At 68.0% G+C, this 16,946-nt stretch carries 13 protein-coding genes and 3 rRNA genes; 15 read left to right on the forward strand and 1 reads right to left on the reverse strand.

Annotation, left to right across the window (positions count from 1 at the left end):
• Nucleotides 1–123 precede the first annotated feature (123 nt).
• The 5 genes from ACWH4W_RS07925 to proC all read left to right on the forward strand — a co-directional run bounded on the left by ACWH4W_RS07925 (nt 124) and on the right by proC (nt 3,967).
• Nucleotides 124–624 (forward strand): EamA/RhaT family transporter, encoded by a 501-nt coding sequence (locus ACWH4W_RS07925; RefSeq protein ID WP_473075095.1) that lies wholly within the window; start codon nt 124–126, stop codon nt 622–624.
• Nucleotides 625–694: 70 nt separating this feature from the next.
• Complete coding sequence (locus ACWH4W_RS07930; protein ID WP_473075096.1) at nt 695–1,483, forward strand: class I SAM-dependent methyltransferase; 789 nt, start codon at nt 695–697, stop codon at nt 1,481–1,483.
• A gap of 33 nt (nt 1,484–1,516) precedes the next feature.
• A complete protein-coding gene (locus ACWH4W_RS07935; protein WP_473075097.1) occupies nt 1,517–2,308 on the forward strand; it encodes an ABC transporter ATP-binding protein in 792 nt (263 codons plus the stop codon).
• On the forward strand, nt 2,305–3,060 hold the full coding sequence (locus ACWH4W_RS07940) for an ABC transporter permease (protein WP_473075098.1): 756 nt from the start codon (nt 2,305–2,307) through the stop codon (nt 3,058–3,060). Before ACWH4W_RS07935 ends, ACWH4W_RS07940 begins: the two co-directional genes overlap by 4 nt.
• Before the next feature lie 94 nt (nt 3,061–3,154).
• The gene (proC, locus tag ACWH4W_RS07945) at nt 3,155–3,967 is read left to right on the forward strand and encodes a pyrroline-5-carboxylate reductase (protein WP_473075099.1); all 813 of its coding nucleotides are present in this window, start codon (nt 3,155–3,157) and stop codon (nt 3,965–3,967) included.
• A gap of 16 nt (nt 3,968–3,983) precedes the next feature.
• Here proC and trpS read toward each other — a convergent pair whose 3' ends face one another.
• Nucleotides 3,984–5,015, reverse strand: a complete 1,032-nt coding sequence (gene trpS, locus ACWH4W_RS07950; RefSeq protein ID WP_473075100.1) for a tryptophan--tRNA ligase — start codon at nt 5,013–5,015, stop codon at nt 3,984–3,986.
• A gap of 835 nt (nt 5,016–5,850) precedes the next feature.
• Between trpS and ACWH4W_RS07955 the strand changes: the two genes are divergently transcribed.
• The 10 genes from ACWH4W_RS07955 (at nt 5,851) to ACWH4W_RS08000 (ending at nt 16,942) form a co-directional block, all read left to right on the forward strand.
• Nucleotides 5,851–7,380 (forward strand): 16S ribosomal RNA (locus tag ACWH4W_RS07955).
• Between the two features lie 315 nt (nt 7,381–7,695).
• Nucleotides 7,696–10,820, forward strand: a 23S ribosomal RNA gene (locus ACWH4W_RS07960).
• A gap of 90 nt (nt 10,821–10,910) precedes the next feature.
• A 5S ribosomal RNA gene (gene rrf, locus ACWH4W_RS07965) occupies nt 10,911–11,027 on the forward strand.
• The 16S, 23S and 5S rRNA genes sit together here, the layout of an rRNA operon.
• A 64-nt stretch (nt 11,028–11,091) precedes the next feature.
• A complete protein-coding gene (locus ACWH4W_RS07970; protein WP_473075101.1) occupies nt 11,092–11,754 on the forward strand; it encodes an HAD family hydrolase in 663 nt (220 codons plus the stop codon).
• 60 nt (nt 11,755–11,814) lie between these two features.
• Nucleotides 11,815–13,053 carry an MFS transporter gene (locus ACWH4W_RS07975; RefSeq protein ID WP_473075102.1) on the forward strand — a complete coding sequence of 413 codons (1,239 nt, stop codon included), beginning with the start codon at nt 11,815–11,817 and terminating at the stop codon, nt 13,051–13,053.
• Complete coding sequence (locus tag ACWH4W_RS07980; RefSeq protein WP_473075103.1) at nt 13,004–14,176, forward strand: acetoin utilization protein AcuC; 1,173 nt, start codon at nt 13,004–13,006, stop codon at nt 14,174–14,176. The genes ACWH4W_RS07975 and ACWH4W_RS07980 overlap by 50 nt, the downstream gene beginning before the upstream one ends.
• A 92-nt stretch (nt 14,177–14,268) precedes the next feature.
• On the forward strand, nt 14,269–15,084 hold the full coding sequence (locus ACWH4W_RS07985; RefSeq protein ID WP_473075104.1) for a phosphatase: 816 nt from the start codon (nt 14,269–14,271) through the stop codon (nt 15,082–15,084).
• A gap of 129 nt (nt 15,085–15,213) precedes the next feature.
• On the forward strand, nt 15,214–15,426 hold the full coding sequence (locus tag ACWH4W_RS07990) for a helix-turn-helix domain-containing protein (RefSeq protein ID WP_157842153.1): 213 nt from the start codon (nt 15,214–15,216) through the stop codon (nt 15,424–15,426).
• Nucleotides 15,427–15,580: 154 nt separating this feature from the next.
• The gene (locus tag ACWH4W_RS07995; protein WP_003948845.1) at nt 15,581–15,679 is read left to right on the forward strand and encodes a 30S ribosomal protein bS22; all 99 of its coding nucleotides are present in this window, start codon (nt 15,581–15,583) and stop codon (nt 15,677–15,679) included.
• 201 nt (nt 15,680–15,880) lie between these two features.
• A complete protein-coding gene (locus ACWH4W_RS08000; RefSeq protein ID WP_473075105.1) occupies nt 15,881–16,942 on the forward strand; it encodes an NAD-dependent epimerase/dehydratase family protein in 1,062 nt (353 codons plus the stop codon).
• The last annotated feature ends 4 nt before the right edge of the window (nt 16,943–16,946 follow it).

Raw genomic sequence — 16,946 nt, forward strand, 5'->3', positions numbered from 1 at the left:
GACCGTGCCCCGGGGCTTCGTCCGCAGCCGCAGGGCACGGCCGTGCCCGGCCGGCCCGCGGCGGGGGCCCGGCAGGGGAGGGGGACCCGCGTGCGCACGCGGGGGAGGAGTCACAATCGACTGGTGAGCGCAGCAGAGAACGATCCGAACGGCACCCCCGCCGGCCCCCGCCCCGAACCCCTCCGCTTCTTCGGGACGACCTGGGTCGACCACTCCCGCGGCTACGCCGCCCGCCGCGTCGGCGTCGCCGTCGGTTCGCTGGCCGCCGCGGCCGCCGCCTGCCTCCTGCTGCGCTTCGCCTACCAAGGGCTGCAGATCGCCGAGATCGGCGGCTTCGTCTCGCTGCTCGTCGTCGCGATGTTCGCGGTCTGCAGCGCGCTCGCCTTCGGGCACACCTGGTCCTCCTTCGCCACCCGCCCCGACCCCGACCGTCAGGCGTCCCTGCGCGGACTGATGTCCATCGGGTTCATCGGCTCGCTGCTCGCCTACTTCTTCCGTTCCCTCACCGAGGCCCCGGGCGAGAAGCTGCACCGCGCCGAGTACGAGCAGGCCCGCGAGGAGTACGACCGCCGCGTCACCCGCCGCTCGGGCAACCCCGCGAGGAAGCGCCGCCGCGACTCCTGACACGACGGGGGAGAACCCCCGCCGGGGAGGACCCCCGCCCTCCGCTCCGTCCCGCGGCGACGATGGACGTATGACGACATCGAGGGCCGACCAGGTCGCCCACACCGCCCGCGCCCGCTCCTTCGACGCGGTCGCCGCGCAGTACGCCGACCACCGCCCCACCTACCCGCCCGCCCTGTTCGACGCCATCGAGGAGCTGACCGGCCGCCCGCTCGCCGGGTCCCGCGTGGCGGACGTCGGCGCCGGCACCGGCACGGCCACCGCCCGTCTGCTCGAACGCGGCGCGCACGTCGTCGCCGTCGAGCCCGGCGAGGGCATGGCCGCGGAGTTCCGCCGCCGGCTCCCCGGCACACCGGTCGTCCGCGGCGACGGCAACGCCCTCCCGCTCGCCGGCCACAGCGCCGACCTGATCACCTACGCCCAGTCCTGGCACTGGACCGACCCCGCCCGCTCCGTCCCCGAGGCCCTCCGCGTGCTGCGCCCGGGCGGCGCCCTCGCGCTGTGGTGGAACACCAGCGCCCTCGACGTGCCGTGGATCGCCGAGGCGTCCGCCCGGGCCGGCCGTCACCTCGACCGGGACCTCTCCCGCGGACAGCGCGACCTCGACCCCCGCGTCGCCGACCCCTCCGGCCGTCTGGACTTCACGCGCCGCACCGTGCGCTGGAGCCGCCGCGTCCCCGTCGACACGCACCTGGCCAACATCGGCAGCCACTCCCTCTTCCTGGTCCAGGACGAGGAACGCTCCGCCGCCTTCCTCGCCGAGGAGCGGCGCCACGTCCTCGGCGTCTTCCCGGACGGGATCGTCGAGGAGACCTACGACGTCGTCCTGCTGCTGGCCTTGGCGCCCCCGACGGCTTGACGCCTCCGCATGGCCGGGAGGAGTATTCATCACATGATGAATTACTCCTCCCGGCCCCCGGAGGAACCGGCCGTACGTGCCCAGGACCTCACCGTCGTCCGGGGCTCCCGCACCGTGCTGCGCGGCCTCGGCTTCACCGTGCCGCGCGGCCGCGTCACCGGCCTCCTCGGCCCCTCCGGCTGCGGCAAGTCGACCCTGATGCGGGCCGTCGCCGGCACCCAGGCCAAGGTCACCGGCACCCTCGACGTCCTCGGCCGCCCCGCGGGCCACCCCTCCCTGCGCACCCGCATCGGCTACGTCACCCAGGCCCCCTCCGTCTACGACGACCTGACCGTCCGCCAGAACCTCGACTACTTCGCCGCCGTCCTCGACCCCGGCCGGGCAGCCGCCGACCGCCGCCACGACACCGTCACCCGCGCCCTCGCCGACGTCGACCTCACCGACCACGCCGACTCCCTCGCCGGCGCCCTCTCCGGGGGCCAGCGCAGCCGCGTCTCCCTCGCCGTCGCCCTCCTCGGCGCCCCCGAGCTGCTGGTCCTCGACGAACCCACCGTCGGCCTCGACCCCGTGCTCCGCCGCGACCTGTGGCAGCTCTTCCACAGCCTCGCCGACCAGCGCGGCGCCACCCTCCTCGTCTCCTCCCACGTGATGGACGAAGCCGAGCGCTGCCACCGGCTGCTCCTCCTGCGCGCGGGCGAGCTCCTCGCCGAGGGCGCCCCCGAGGCCCTGCGCACCCGGACCGGCTCCGACACCGTCGAGACCGCCTTCCTCCGCCTGGTCGACGAGGCCGCCGCGGCCGGACGCCCCGAGGAGACCACCCGATGACCGCCACGAGCCCCCTCAGCCTGCCGCGCACCACCGCCACCGCCGCCCGCGTCCTGCGCCAGCTCCGCCACGACCCGCGCACCGTCGCCCTGATGATCCTCGTGCCGTGCGTGATGCTGCTCCTGCTCCGCTACGTCTTCGACGGCAGCGCCCGCACCTTCGACACCATCGGCGCCTCACTGCTCGGCATCTTCCCGCTGATCACGATGTTCCTGGTCACGTCGATCGCCACCCTGCGCGAACGCACCTCCGGCACCTTGGAACGCCTGCTCGCCATGCCGCTGGGCAAGGGCGACCTCATCGCCGGCTACGCCCTCGCCTTCGGCGCCGTCGCGGTCGTCCAGTCCGCCCTCGCCACCGGTCTCGCCGTGTGGTTCCTCGGCCTCGACGTCACCGGCAGCCCGTGGCTGCTCCTCCTGGTCGCCCTGCTCGACGCGCTCCTCGGCACCGCCCTCGGCCTGTTCGTCTCGGCGTTCGCGGCGTCCGAGTTCCAGGCGGTCCAGTTCATGCCCGCGGTGATCTTCCCCCAGCTGCTGCTGTGCGGCCTGTTCACCCCGCGCGACGCCATGCACCCCGTCCTGGAGGCGATCTCCGACGTCCTCCCCATGTCGTACGCCGTCGACGGCATGAACGAGGTCCTCCGCCACGCCGACCTCACGACCGCCTTCCTGCGCGACCTCACGATCGTCGCCGCCTGCGCCCTCCTGGTCCTCGCCCTGGGCGCGGCCACCCTGAAACGCCGCACGCGCTGACCCCCGTCCCGCCCACCGGACGCACCCACCCCGCCCACCCCCCGGATGGGACAATCACGCCCAGGACGACCCACCCCCGGAGGGCACCCCAGCCATGACCCAGAAAGTCGCAGTCCTCGGCACCGGCAAGATCGGCGAAGCCCTGCTCAGCGGGATGATCCGCGCCGGCTGGGCCCCCGCCGACCTCCTGGTCACCGCCCGCCGCCAGGAGCGCGCCGACGAGCTCCGCGCCCGTCACGGCGTCACCCCGGTCACCAACCAGGAAGCCGCCAAGACCGCCGACACCCTGATCCTCACGGTCAAGCCGCAGGACATGGGCGCCCTCCTCGACGAGCTCGCCCCGCACGTCCCCGCCGACCGCCTGGTCGTCAGCGGCGCCGCCGGCATCCCGACCGCGCACTTCGAGGAGCGCCTCACCGCGGGCACCCCCGTCGTCCGGGTCATGACCAACACGCCCGCCCTCGTCGACGAGGCCATGTCGGTCATCTCCGCCGGCCGCCACGCCACCGCGGACCACCTCGCCCACGCCGAGGAGATCTTCGGCGCCGTCGGCAAGACCCTCCGCGTCCCCGAATCCCAGCAGGACGCCTGCACGGCGCTCTCCGGCTCGGGCCCGGCGTACTTCTTCTACCTGGTCGAGGCGATGACCGACGCCGGCATCCTGCTCGGCCTGCCCCGCGACAAGGCGCACGACCTGATCGTCCAGTCCGCGATCGGCGCCGCGACGATGCTCCGCGACAGCGGCGAACACCCCGTGAAGCTGCGGGAGAACGTCACGTCCCCCGCCGGCACCACCATCAACGCCATCCGCGAGCTGGAGAACCACGGCGTCCGCGCGGCCCTCATCGCCGCCCTGGAGGCAGCCCGCGACCGCAGCCGCGAGCTGGCCTCCGGCAACAACGGCTGACGCCGGGCCGCCGCGCCTACCGGGCCGCGTTCAGCGCCACCGCCTCCGCTTCCGGAGCGGGCAGCAGGCCGATCGCCCGGTAGGCGGAGTCCACCGTCGGCCGCGCCGTCCCCCGCGCCCGCTCCGCCCCCTCCCGGAGCACGCCGTCCACATACCCCGGATCGGCGCACAGCTCCCGGTGCCGCTCCCGCAACGGCCGCAGCACCTCGACCACGGCATCCGCCGTGTCTCTCTTCAACGCCCCGTACCCGTCGTACGCCCCGGCCAGCTTCTCGGGGTCCCCACCGGTGCAGGCCGCCAGGATCTCCAGCAGGTTCGCGAGCCCCGGCCGCGACTCCCGGTCGTAGACGACCTCGCTGCCGCTGTCGGTCACGGCCCGCATGACCTTCTTCCGCACGACGTCCGGCTCGTCCAGCAGATAGACGATCCCCGGCCCGGAATCGTCGCTCTTGCCCATCTTCGACGCCGGGTCCTGGAGGTTCATCACCCGCGCCGCCACCGCCGGGTTCGTCGCCCGCGGCACGACGAACGTGTGCCCGTACCGCTGGTTGAACCGCACCGCGAGATCCCGCGCCAGCTCCACGTGCTGCGTCTGGTCGTTCCCGACCGGCACCTCGTCCGTCCCGTACGCCAGGATGTCCGCCGCCATCAGCACCGGATACGTCAGCAGCGACAGCCGCACACTCCCGCCGCGCCGCTGCTCCCGCGCCGCCTTCTCCTTGTACTGGATCATCCGGCGCATCTCGCCGTCCGTGGCCACGCACTCCAGCAGGTACGACAGCCGCGCGTGCTCGTCCACATGGCTCTGCACGAACACCGTGCACCGCTCCGGGTCCAGCCCGGACGCCAGCAGCAGCGTGGCCGCCTGCCTGCTCAGCCGGCGCACCCGCGCCGGATCGTGGTCCACGGTCAGGGCGTGCAGGTCGACGATGCAGAACAGCGCGTCCGCCCGGTACTGGTCGACCGTGGCCCACTGCCGCATGGCCCCGAGGTAGTTCCCCAGCGTCAGATGTCCGGTCGGCTTGATGCCGCTGAAGACCCGAGTCATCGCTTCTCCCTCTCCTGTGGTGGCCGCCGTCCGGTCCGGCCGCCCCTCGCAGGTCCCGGGGGGAAAACAAAACGGCCGCCGAGGCGGCGGCCGATGGGTGCATACGCAGGACGACCGCCGTCAGGCGGCCCACCAGAACTGGCTGTGCGTACGCGTCGTCATGCCCACGAGAGTACGCCCCCGGGACGGGGAGCCGCAGCGAGTTGACACGCACCCGGGGGATCCGTACTGTTCTCCGAGTTGTCCGACGTGAGCACCGACTCCGGTCGGCCCCGGACAGCCAATCCGCACGTACCACTACTGATCGACGTCAGCAGTCTGTCTGCCGGCGCGTCATCGGTATGCGTATGCGCGGAATGAGGAATCCGCACCCGAAAGGGAGCAGGACCCCGATTAGGTCGGGGACCGGGAATCCGCTAAGGTCTCACCTCGTCGGAACGGCCCGCAACGGCCGGGAGGACAAGCCCCGCTGACTGGGGGTCAGATCGAGAAACTGGATCTGATAAAGTCGGAACCGCCGGAAAGGAAAGCGCGAAAGCGTCGACCTGGAAAGCACCGAGGAAATCGGATCGGAAAGATCTGATAGAGTCGGAGACACCGAAGGGAAGCGCCCGGAGGAAAGCCCGAGAGGGTGAGTACGAAGGAAGCGTCCGTTCCTTGAGAACTCAACAGCGTGCCAAAAGTCAACGCCAGATATGTTGATACCCCGTCCGTCCGGTCCTGCCGGATGGTCGAGGTTCCTTTGAAGAAAACACAGCGAGGACGCTGTGAACGTCGGGACTATTCCTCCCGATGTTCCGCTCTCGTGATGTGTGCACCCGATCACGGGTAAACATTCACGGAGAGTTTGATCCTGGCTCAGGACGAACGCTGGCGGCGTGCTTAACACATGCAAGTCGAACGATGAACCTCCTTCGGGAGGGGATTAGTGGCGAACGGGTGAGTAACACGTGGGCAATCTGCCCTGCACTCTGGGACAAGCCCTGGAAACGGGGTCTAATACCGGATACTGATCATCTTGGGCATCCTTGGTGATCGAAAGCTCCGGCGGTGCAGGATGAGCCCGCGGCCTATCAGCTTGTTGGTGAGGTAATGGCTCACCAAGGCGACGACGGGTAGCCGGCCTGAGAGGGCGACCGGCCACACTGGGACTGAGACACGGCCCAGACTCCTACGGGAGGCAGCAGTGGGGAATATTGCACAATGGGCGCAAGCCTGATGCAGCGACGCCGCGTGAGGGATGACGGCCTTCGGGTTGTAAACCTCTTTCAGCAGGGAAGAAGCGAAAGTGACGGTACCTGCAGAAGAAGCGCCGGCTAACTACGTGCCAGCAGCCGCGGTAATACGTAGGGCGCGAGCGTTGTCCGGAATTATTGGGCGTAAAGAGCTCGTAGGCGGCTTGTCACGTCGGTTGTGAAAGCCCGGGGCTTAACCCCGGGTCTGCAGTCGATACGGGCAGGCTAGAGTTCGGTAGGGGAGATCGGAATTCCTGGTGTAGCGGTGAAATGCGCAGATATCAGGAGGAACACCGGTGGCGAAGGCGGATCTCTGGGCCGATACTGACGCTGAGGAGCGAAAGCGTGGGGAGCGAACAGGATTAGATACCCTGGTAGTCCACGCCGTAAACGGTGGGCACTAGGTGTGGGCGACATTCCACGTCGTCCGTGCCGCAGCTAACGCATTAAGTGCCCCGCCTGGGGAGTACGGCCGCAAGGCTAAAACTCAAAGGAATTGACGGGGGCCCGCACAAGCGGCGGAGCATGTGGCTTAATTCGACGCAACGCGAAGAACCTTACCAAGGCTTGACATACACCGGAAAGCATCAGAGATGGTGCCCCCCTTGTGGTCGGTGTACAGGTGGTGCATGGCTGTCGTCAGCTCGTGTCGTGAGATGTTGGGTTAAGTCCCGCAACGAGCGCAACCCTTGTCCCGTGTTGCCAGCAGGCCCTTGTGGTGCTGGGGACTCACGGGAGACCGCCGGGGTCAACTCGGAGGAAGGTGGGGACGACGTCAAGTCATCATGCCCCTTATGTCTTGGGCTGCACACGTGCTACAATGGCCGGTACAATGAGCTGCGATACCGCGAGGTGGAGCGAATCTCAAAAAGCCGGTCTCAGTTCGGATTGGGGTCTGCAACTCGACCCCATGAAGTCGGAGTCGCTAGTAATCGCAGATCAGCATTGCTGCGGTGAATACGTTCCCGGGCCTTGTACACACCGCCCGTCACGTCACGAAAGTCGGTAACACCCGAAGCCGGTGGCCCAACCCCCTTGTGGGGAGGGAGCTGTCGAAGGTGGGACTGGCGATTGGGACGAAGTCGTAACAAGGTAGCCGTACCGGAAGGTGCGGCTGGATCACCTCCTTTCTAAGGAGCACTTCTCACTCGGACTTGTCCGGGTCAGAGGCCAGTATGCGGGCGAACGTCTCGCACTGGTTGCTCATGGGTGGAACGTTGACTACTCGGCACGGTCCAGGACGGACCAGGCGCTAGTACTGCCCCTTTCGGGGGCGTGGAACGCTGATCTGGTCGGCTGGCTGTGTCGGGCACGCTGTTGGGTGTCTGAGGGTGCGGCCGTTGGTCGTCTCTCGGTTGCCGGCCCCAGTGCACTCGAGTGTCATGCTCGGGGTGATGGGTGGTTGGTCGTTGTTTGAGAACTGCACAGTGGACGCGAGCATCTGTGGCCAAGTTTTTAAGGGCGCACGGTGGATGCCTTGGCACCAGGAACCGATGAAGGACGTGGGAGGCCACGATAGGCCCCGGGGAGTCGTCAACCAGGCTTTGATCCGGGGGTGTCCGAATGGGGAAACCCGGCAGTCGTCATGGGCTGTCACCCGCTGCTGAACACATAGGCAGTGTGGAGGGAACGCGGGGAAGTGAAACATCTCAGTACCCGCAGGAAGAGAAAACAACCGTGATTCCGGGAGTAGTGGCGAGCGAAACCGGATGAGGCCAAACCTACGACGTGTGAGACCCGGCAGGGGTTGCGTCGTGGGGGTTGTGGGATCTCTCTTTCATGGTCTGCCGGCCATGAGACGAGTCAGAAACCGTTGATGTAGGCGAAGGACATGCGAAAGGTCCGGCGTAGAGGGTAAGACCCCCGTAGTCGAAACGTCAGCGGCTCGTTTGAGAGACACCCAAGTAGCACGGGGCCCGAGAAATCCCGTGTGAATCTGGCGGGACCACCCGCTAAGCCTAAATATTCCCTGGTGACCGATAGCGGATAGTACCGTGAGGGAATGGTGAAAAGTACCCCGGGAGGGGAGTGAAATAGTACCTGAAACCGTGTGCCTACAAGCCGTGGGAGCGTCGGAGCGAGGCTTGCCTTGCTCTCGTGACTGCGTGCCTTTTGAAGAATGAGCCTGCGAGTTTGCGGTGTGTTGCGAGGTTAACCCGAGTGGGGAAGCCGTAGCGAAAGCGAGTCCGAACAGGGCGCTGTAGTAGCACGCTCAAGACCCGAAGCGGAGTGATCTAGCCATGGGCAGGTTGAAGCGGAGGTAAGACTTCGTGGAGGACCGAACCCACCAGGGTTGAAAACCTGGGGGATGACCTGTGGTTAGGGGTGAAAGGCCAATCAAACTCCGTGATAGCTGGTTCTCCCCGAAATGCATTTAGGTGCAGCGTCGTGTGTTTCTTGCCGGAGGTAGAGCACTGGATAGGCGATGGGCCCTACCGGGTTACTGACCTTAGCCAAACTCCGAATGCCGGTAAGTGAGAGCGCGGCAGTGAGACTGTGGGGGATAAGCTCCATGGTCGAGAGGGAAACAGCCCAGAGCATCGACTAAGGCCCCTAAGCGTACGCTAAGTGGGAAAGGATGTGGAGTCGCAGAGACAACCAGGAGGTTGGCTTAGAAGCAGCCACCCTTGAAAGAGTGCGTAATAGCTCACTGGTCTAGTGATTCCGCGCCGACAATGTAGCGGGGCTCAAGCGTACCGCCGAAGTCGTGTCATTGCGATATGTACCCCCAACGGGGATCGTGATGGGTAGGGGAGCGTCGTCTGCCGGGTGAAGCAGCCGCGTAAGCGAGTTGTGGACGGTTGACGAGTGAGAATGCAGGCATGAGTAGCGATTCACACGTGAGAAACGTGTGCGCCGATTGACTAAGGGTTCCTGGGTCAAGCTGATCTGCCCAGGGTAAGTCGGGACCTAAGGCGAGGCCGACAGGCGTAGTCGATGGATAACCGGTTGATATTCCGGTACCCGCTGTGGAGCGTCAAACATCGAATCCAGTGATGCTAAGCCCGTGAAGCCGCCGGCTGAGTCTTCGGACGAGGTCGGAGTGGTGGAGCCGGTGACCCGAGACTGGTAGTAGGTGAGTGATGGGGTGACGCAGGAAGGTAGTCCATCCCGGGCGGTGGTTGTCCCGGGGTAAGGGTGTAGGACGTCAGGTAGGCAAATCCGCCTGGCACGTAGTCTGAGACCTGATGCCGAGCCGATTGTGGTGAAGTGGATGATCCTATGCTGTCGAGAAAAGCCTCTAGCGAGTTTCATGGCGGCCCGTACCCTAAACCGACTCAGGTGGTCAGGTAGAGAATACCGAGGCGTTCGGGTGAACTATGGTTAAGGAACTCGGCAAAATGCCCCCGTAACTTCGGGAGAAGGGGGGCCACGCCTGGTGAGGGGCTTTACGCTCTGAGCTGGGGGTGGCCGCAGAGACCAGCGAGAAGCGACTGTTTACTAAAAACACAGGTCCGTGCGAAGCCGTAAGGCGATGTATACGGACTGACGCCTGCCCGGTGCTGGAACGTTAAGGGGACCGGTTAGCTCACTTTCGGGTGGGCGAAGCTGAGAACTTAAGCGCCAGTAAACGGCGGTGGTAACTATAACCATCCTAAGGTAGCGAAATTCCTTGTCGGGTAAGTTCCGACCTGCACGAATGGCGTAACGACTTCTCGACTGTCTCAACCATAGGCCCGGTGAAATTGCACTACGAGTAAAGATGCTCGTTTCGCGCAGCAGGACGGAAAGACCCCGGGACCTTTACTACAGTTTGATATTGGTGTTCGGTTCGGCTTGTGTAGGATAGCTGGGAGACTGTGAAGCCTGGACGCCAGTTCGGGTGGAGTCGTCGTTGAAATACCAGTCTGGTCGTGCTGGATGTCTAACCTGGGTCCGTGATCCGGATCAGGGACAGTGTCTGATGGGTAGTTTAACTGGGGCGGTTGCCTCCTAAAGGGTAACGGAGGCGCCCAAAGGTTCCCTCAGCCTGGTTGGCAATCAGGTGTTGAGTGTAAGTGCACAAGGGAGCTTGACTGTGAGACCGACGGGTCGAGCAGGGACGAAAGTCGGGACTAGTGATCCGGCGGTGGCTTGTGGAAGCGCCGTCGCTCAACGGATAAAAGGTACCCCGGGGATAACAGGCTGATCTTCCCCAAGAGTCCATATCGACGGGATGGTTTGGCACCTCGATGTCGGCTCGTCGCATCCTGGGGCTGGAGTCGGTCCCAAGGGTTGGGCTGTTCGCCCATTAAAGCGGTACGCGAGCTGGGTTTAGAACGTCGTGAGACAGTTCGGTCCCTATCCGCTGTGCGCGTAGGAGTCTTGAGAAGGGCTGTCCCTAGTACGAGAGGACCGGGACGGACGAACCTCTGGTGTGCCAGTTGTTCTGCCAAGGGCATGGCTGGTTGGCTACGTTCGGGAGGGATAACCGCTGAAAGCATCTAAGCGGGAAGCCTGCTTCGAGATGAGGACTCCCACCCACTTGATGGGGTAAGGCTCCCAGTAGACGACTGGGTTGATAGGCCGGATATGGAAGCACGGTAACGTGTGGAGTTGACCGGTACTAATAGGCCGAGGGCTTGTCCTCAGTTGCTCGCGTCCACTGTGTTGGTTCTGAAACCATGAACAACCCCATGCCATGGTCACGGCATGCGGCCGGTTGTCAGTTTCATAGTGTTTCGGTGGTCATAGCGTAGGGGAAACGCCCGGTTACATTCCGAACCCGGAAGCTAAGCCTTACAGCGCCGATGGTACTGCAGGGGGGACCCTGTGGGAGAGTAGGACGCCGCCGAACAATTCTTATAAGAGAGCCCCCGTGCCGAATGGCACGGGGGCTTTCTGCGTCTAGGGTCGGGTCCATGCGCTATGACCTGGTGATTTTCGACAACGACGGCGTGCTCGTCGACAGCGAGCCCATTTCCAACAGACACCTGGCCGCCTACCTCACCGAGCTGGGGCACCCCACCACGTACGAGGACTCCATCCGGGACTACATGGGGTCGGCGATGCACCGGGTGCACGATCTCATCGAGGAGCGCACCGGGCAGCGGTTGCCGGCCGACTTCGACGACGTCTTCCACGCCCGCGTCTTCGCCGCGTTCGAGCGGGAGTTGGAACCGGTGCCCGGCGTCGCCGACGTGCTGGGGAAACTGGAGGCGGACGGGGTGCCGTACTGCGTGGCGTCGTCGGGGAGCCATGAGCGGATCCGGGTGGGACACCGGGTGGCCGGGCTGGACCGGTGGTTCGACGACGGGCGGATCTTCAGCTCGCAGGACGTCGGCCGGGGAAAGCCCGCCCCCGATCTGTTCCTGTACGCGGCCGAGCGGATGGGTACGGCCCCCGAGCGGTGCGTGGTCGTCGAGGACAGCCCGCTCGGTGTCCAGGCGGCCGTGGCGGCCGGGATGGACGTCTACGGGTTCACCGCGATGACACCGGCGGAGAAGCTGAGCGGCGCCACCCGACTCTTCGGCGACATGGGGGAGTTGCTCTCCTGCCTGACCGGCGACCGCGTCGAGGACTGAGCGCGGTTCGTCTTCGGCCGGATCTACCCACCGGTACCTCCGAGCCCTACGCTCGCCGCCATGACTGATGTGCTGCGGCGCGGCAGGGCCTCGCTGGCGTTCAGCTTCGCGGTACAGGGCGTCGCCTTCGCTCTGCTCGTGACGCGCATCCCGGGCATCCAGAGCCGGTACGGGGTCTCCGACGGGCTGCTGCCCGTCTTCCTCGCCGCCGTGCCGATCCTGGCCGGCGTCGGCAGCGTCTCCACGGAGCGGCTGGTGCGGCGGGTGCCGCCGAGCCGGGTGCTGCGGTGGTCCCAGCCGGTCGTGCTGCTGGCGCTGCCGGCGGTGGGTGCGGGACGGCAGACGGCGTTCCTCGCCCTGGCGCTGGCGGTGTTCGGGCTGGCGGTGGGCGCGCTGGACGCCTCGATGAACATGCTCGGGGTGAGTCTGCAGCGGGCGTACGGGCGCAGCATCATGCTGAGCCTGCACGCGGCGTACAGCCTGGGCGGGATCGTCGGGGCGTCGCTCGCCTGGGTGGGGGCGCACTTCGGGGCGGCGCTGTGGGTGTCGTATCTGCCGGTGGTGCTGGTGCTGCTGCCGGCCGCGCTGCTGGGCAGCCGGTGGTACGTCGACGGGGAGGACCGGGCTCCCGTGGGGAAGGGCGTGAAGGGCGCGGAGGCCGGTGCGGGGGGCGGGCCGGCGTGGCTGCTGCCGTTGTGCCTGGTGATGGCGGTGGCGTACATCGGGGACTCGACGGTCTCCAACTGGAGCGCGAAGTACCTCCAGGACGTGCTGGGCGGCTCGGAGCAGATGGCGACCGTGCCGTACAACGTCTACATGGTCACCACGCTGCTGGGGCGGGCGATCGGGGACATGGGGGTGCGGCGCTTCGGTGCCGTGGCGGTGGTGCGGGCGGGGGCGCTGGTGGCGGCGGCCGGGTTCGCCGTGGTGGCCGGGGCTCCCGGGGTGTGGGCGGGGATGCTGGGGTTCACGCTGCTGGGGCTCGGGCTGTGCGTGCTGGTGCCGCAGACGTTCGCGGCGGCGGGGCGGCGGGCGGGCGAGACGGGGCGGCCGGGGGCGTCGGACGCGGCCGTGGCGCGGCTGAACGTCTTCAACTACGTCGGCTTCCTGGTGGGTTCCCCGCTCGTGGGGGCGCTCGGTGACGTCTGGAGCTACCGCGGGGCGATGCTGGTGCCGATGGTGCTGGTCCTGATGACGCTCGTGCATGCCCGTTCGTTCGCGCCGGGGGCCGACCGATACGGTGGCGGGCATGAGCGGTCGCGCACAGCTGATGTGGGACGAAGCGGTAACGGGCTATGACTTCGGCCGGGACCATCCGATGGACCCGGTCCGGCTGGCGCTGACCCGCAGCCTGGTCGGCGCCCTCGGTCTGGACCGTGACGTGCGGGTGGTCGCGGCGAAGGCGGCGGGGGAGTCGACGCTGCGGCTGGTGCACCGGGAGGACTACATCGACGCGGTGCGGGCCGCGTCGGCCGATCCGAGGTCGGCGGACCAGGCGTACGGGCTGGGGACGATCGACGATCCGGCGTTCGCGGGGATGCACGAGGTGTCGGCGCTGATCGCGGGGCAGTCGGTGGGCGCGGCCGAGGCGGTGTGGCGCGGTGAGGCGCTGCACGCGGTGAACTTCGCGGGCGGTCTGCACCACGCGATGCCGGGTGCCGCGTCCGGGTTCTGCGTGTACAACGACGCCGCGCTGGCGATCGCCCGGCTGCTGGAGCTGGGTGCGGAGCGGGTGGCGTACGTCGACGTCGACGTGCACCACGGGGACGGTGTGCAGGCGGCGTTCTGGGAGGATCCGCGGGTGCTGACGATCTCGCTGCACGAGCATCCGCGGACGCTGTTCCCGCAGACCGGGTGGCCGGAGGAGACGGGAGCCCCGGACGCGGAGGGCAGCGCGGTGAACGTGGCGCTGCCGGCGGGCACCGGGGACGAGGGATGGCTGCGCGCCTTCCACGCGGTGGTGCCGGAGCTGATCGCGGACTTCCGGCCGCAGGTGCTGGTGACGCAGCACGGGGCCGACACGCACTTCGAGGACCCGCTGGCGCACCTGGCGGTGTCGCTGGACGCGCAGCGGGCGGTGCAGGTGGCCTGCCACGAGCTGGCGCACGAGCACGCCGACGGCCGGTGGGTGGCGCTGGGCGGCGGTGGTTACGCGGTGGTCGAGGTCGTGCCGAGGTCCTGGTCGCACTTGGTGGGCATCGCGGCCGGGCGGCCCGTGGAGCCGACGACGCCGGTGCCGGAGGAGTGGCGGCAGCAGGTGTACGCGCGGACCCGGCAGCCGGGTCCGTACCGGATGACGGACGGCCGGTGGCCGGTGTCGTGGGCCGCGTGGGACGCGGGGTACGACCCGGCGGACCGGCTGGACCAGGCGGTCCTGGCGACCCGGCGGGCGGTGTTCCCGCTGCGGGGGATGCTGCCCTGAGCGTCCCCGAGGGACTGGGGGGTTACCCCGGCCGTGGGGCGTGGGCCGTGTTCCGGCCCGCGGGCGGGGGCGGATGGCGCAGCATCGCTCGTGTGGTGACCGCCGACCGCCTCCGCGCGCATCTTCTGACGGCCGGGCTCGCCGGGGTGGTGGGCACCACCCGGGAGGAGAGCCTGCGCAGCTACCGGTTGTTCGCGGCCCGGGACCCGCGGGTGCTGATCGGGCTCGATCCGGTCGGGGCGTGGGGTGAGCGGGAGGTGCTCGCGCTGATGGCGGGCCGGTGCGGGGTGGCGGCGGATCCGGCCCGGACGTCGGGGCGCGAGGTCATCGATCCGGAGCGTACGCTGGCCGCCCTGGACGCGCTCGCGGAGCGGCTCGCGGAGGCCGCGCGGCGCCGTGTTCCGGTGCTGCTGGGCACCGGGCACCCACATCGGCTGCTCGGTTTCTACGCCGTGTTCGCAGACGCCTTGTCGGCGGCGGGGTGTGATGTCCTCACCCCGGCGCAGGGTCGCTGTGTCGACATAACGACCCGGTTCGGTCTACGCACGGGCAACCTCGACTACGTCCGGGGAGTCGGGCTGGTCCGGGACGCGACCGCGCAGCGCCCCGGTGGTGAGCCGGGCGCGCACACGCACTCCCCGCTCCCGGTTCGGGTCGCGCTGGCGGCCGCGGCGGACATTGGCGGGCCGCTGCCGGAGCTGGTGATCGGGGACCACGGATGGGTCTGCGGGGCAGGTCAGCTGGGGTTCGCGAGCGTCGGGCCGGCCGATGTGAACGACCCGGCGCCGTTCGTCGGGCAGGCCGAGGGGGTGGTGTCCGTGGTGGTTCCGGTTGACGACGGCGTGCGGTCCGGTGACTACCTGCCGCTGGCCCGCTACGTACTCAATCGAGCGTGTCTGTCACGGTAGGCCGCCGATGGGTGCACCTCTTCCCCATTCGCATCACCCGCCCCTACATTGGGGAGTGAGCACGCAACGACGAAGAGTCACCGGAAGGGGAAGCCGGTGGCCGTCGAGTGCGGAAGGTTCAGGTGTGTCATGGCTGCAGCTGGCGAGAGGCCTCTGAACGAGGTTCAGTTCCTTACCGTGGCGGAAGTCGCCTCGGTGATGCGAGTGTCGAAGATGACCGTGTACCGCCTGGTGCACAGCGGTCATCTGCCCGCGATCCGGGTGGGGCGGTCCTTCCGCGTCCCGGAGCAAGCGGTACACGAGTACCTCCGCGAGAGCTACGTGGGGGTGGACACGGCCTGACGGCGGTCCGGGATGGCCTGTATCGGGCACTCATGGGCCTTCCCGGTCACCTCGATTACGACCTCAGCGCTCGGGCGGGTAGGCTAGCCCCTCGTAGGTCGTGTGGGCCCATGGCGCCCAAACACCGAGTGATGAGAAGTGAGCGAGGGTAGTCGTGGGCTCTGTTATCAAGAAGCGGCGCAAGCGGATGGCCAAGAAGAAGCACCGCAAGCTGCTCAAGCGCACGCGCGTCCAGCGTCGCAACAAGAAGTAAGCGACAGCGCGAGAGCGTGTCCAGTGGCCCCCCACCGCGATTCGGTGGGGGGCCACTGCCCTTTGGTGCGTGCGGCGCGTCCGGTGCGTCCGGTGGTACGTCCCGGGGATGTCGTCACGTCACGTGTCCGCTCGGCATCGCACGGCGACGGGTACCCGGTAGGTTGGCCGTCGGCAGCAGGGTGAGAGGAAGGCGCTGGTCTTGGGGAAGGTCGTGCTGGTGACCGGGGTGGCCCGGCAGCTGGGAGGCCGTTTCGTGCGGCGGATCCAGCGGGACTCCGAGGTGGACCGGGTGGTCGCCGTGGACGCGGTGCGGCCCGAGCACCATCTGGGCGGCGCCGATTTCGTCCAGGCGGACATCCGGCAGCCCACGATCGCGCGGGTGCTGGCCGAGTCGGGCGCCGACACGGTCGTCCACCTGGACGTGACGGGCATGCCGCTGGGCAGCGGCGGCCGGGCGTCGCTGAAGGAGACCAACGTCATCGGCACCATGCAGTTGCTGGGCGCCTGCCAGAAGGCCCCGAGCGTCCAGCGGCTGGTGGTGAAGTCCAGCACCAACGTCTACGGTTCGGCGCCGCGCGACCCGGCGGTGTTCACCGAGTCGACGCCGCCGAAGTCGCTGCCCAGCGGCGGCTTCGCGAAGGACGCGGTGGAGGTCGAGGGCTATGTGCGCGGGTTCGCCCGGCGCCGCCCGGACGTCGCCGTGTGCGTGCTGCGGTTCGCCAACATCCTGGGCCCGGCCGCCGACACCCCGCTCGCGTCGTACTTCGCGCTGCCGGTGCTGCCGACGGTGTTCGGCTACGACCCGCGGCTGCAGTTCGTGCACGAGGACGACGTGGTGGAGGTGCTGCGGATCGGCGCGCACGAGCCGCGGCGAGGCACGCTCAACAGCGGGACGTTCAACATCGCGGGGGACGGTGTGCTGCTGCTGTCGCAGTGCTCGCGGCGGCTGGGCAGGCCGACGGTGCCGCTGCTGCTTCCCGCGGTCACCTGGGCGGGCTCGCTGATGCGTACGCTGGGGATGTCGGACTTCTCCCCCGAGCAGATCCGGCTCCTGACACACGGGCGGGTGGTGGCGACGGACCAGATGCGTCAGACGCTGGGGTTCACCCCCAGGTACTCGACTGCTGAAACGTTTGCGGACTTCGTGCGCAGCCGCGGTCCCGGGCTGCTGCCGCCGGAGACCGTCGCGAGGGCCGTCGACCGGATCGCCGCGCTGCCCGTGCCGGGCAGCGGCCATGCGCCGGCGCACGGCGCCGACTGAGGAG

This window comes from Streptomyces sp. DSM 120436 (genome assembly GCF_055778765.1).

What these genes read in the sequence shown, in the direction of transcription:
- trpS (WP_473075100.1), bottom strand. Translation starts at nt 5,015, where the DNA reads ATGACTCGGGTCTTCAGCGGCATCAAGCCGACCGGACATCTGACGCTG.
- ACWH4W_RS07975 (WP_473075102.1), top strand. Translation starts at nt 11,815, where the DNA reads ATGACTGATGTGCTGCGGCGCGGCAGGGCCTCGCTGGCGTTCAGCTTC.
- ACWH4W_RS07990 (WP_157842153.1), top strand. Translation starts at nt 15,214, where the DNA reads ATGGCTGCAGCTGGCGAGAGGCCTCTGAACGAGGTTCAGTTCCTTACC.
- proC (WP_473075099.1), top strand. Translation starts at nt 3,155, where the DNA reads ATGACCCAGAAAGTCGCAGTCCTCGGCACCGGCAAGATCGGCGAAGCC.
- ACWH4W_RS07970 (WP_473075101.1), top strand. Translation starts at nt 11,092, where the DNA reads ATGCGCTATGACCTGGTGATTTTCGACAACGACGGCGTGCTCGTCGAC.
- ACWH4W_RS07930 (WP_473075096.1), top strand. Translation starts at nt 695, where the DNA reads ATGACGACATCGAGGGCCGACCAGGTCGCCCACACCGCCCGCGCCCGC.
- ACWH4W_RS07980 (WP_473075103.1), top strand. Translation starts at nt 13,004, where the DNA reads ATGAGCGGTCGCGCACAGCTGATGTGGGACGAAGCGGTAACGGGCTAT.
- ACWH4W_RS07935 (WP_473075097.1), top strand. Translation starts at nt 1,517, where the DNA reads ATGATGAATTACTCCTCCCGGCCCCCGGAGGAACCGGCCGTACGTGCC.
- ACWH4W_RS07940 (WP_473075098.1), top strand. Translation starts at nt 2,305, where the DNA reads ATGACCGCCACGAGCCCCCTCAGCCTGCCGCGCACCACCGCCACCGCC.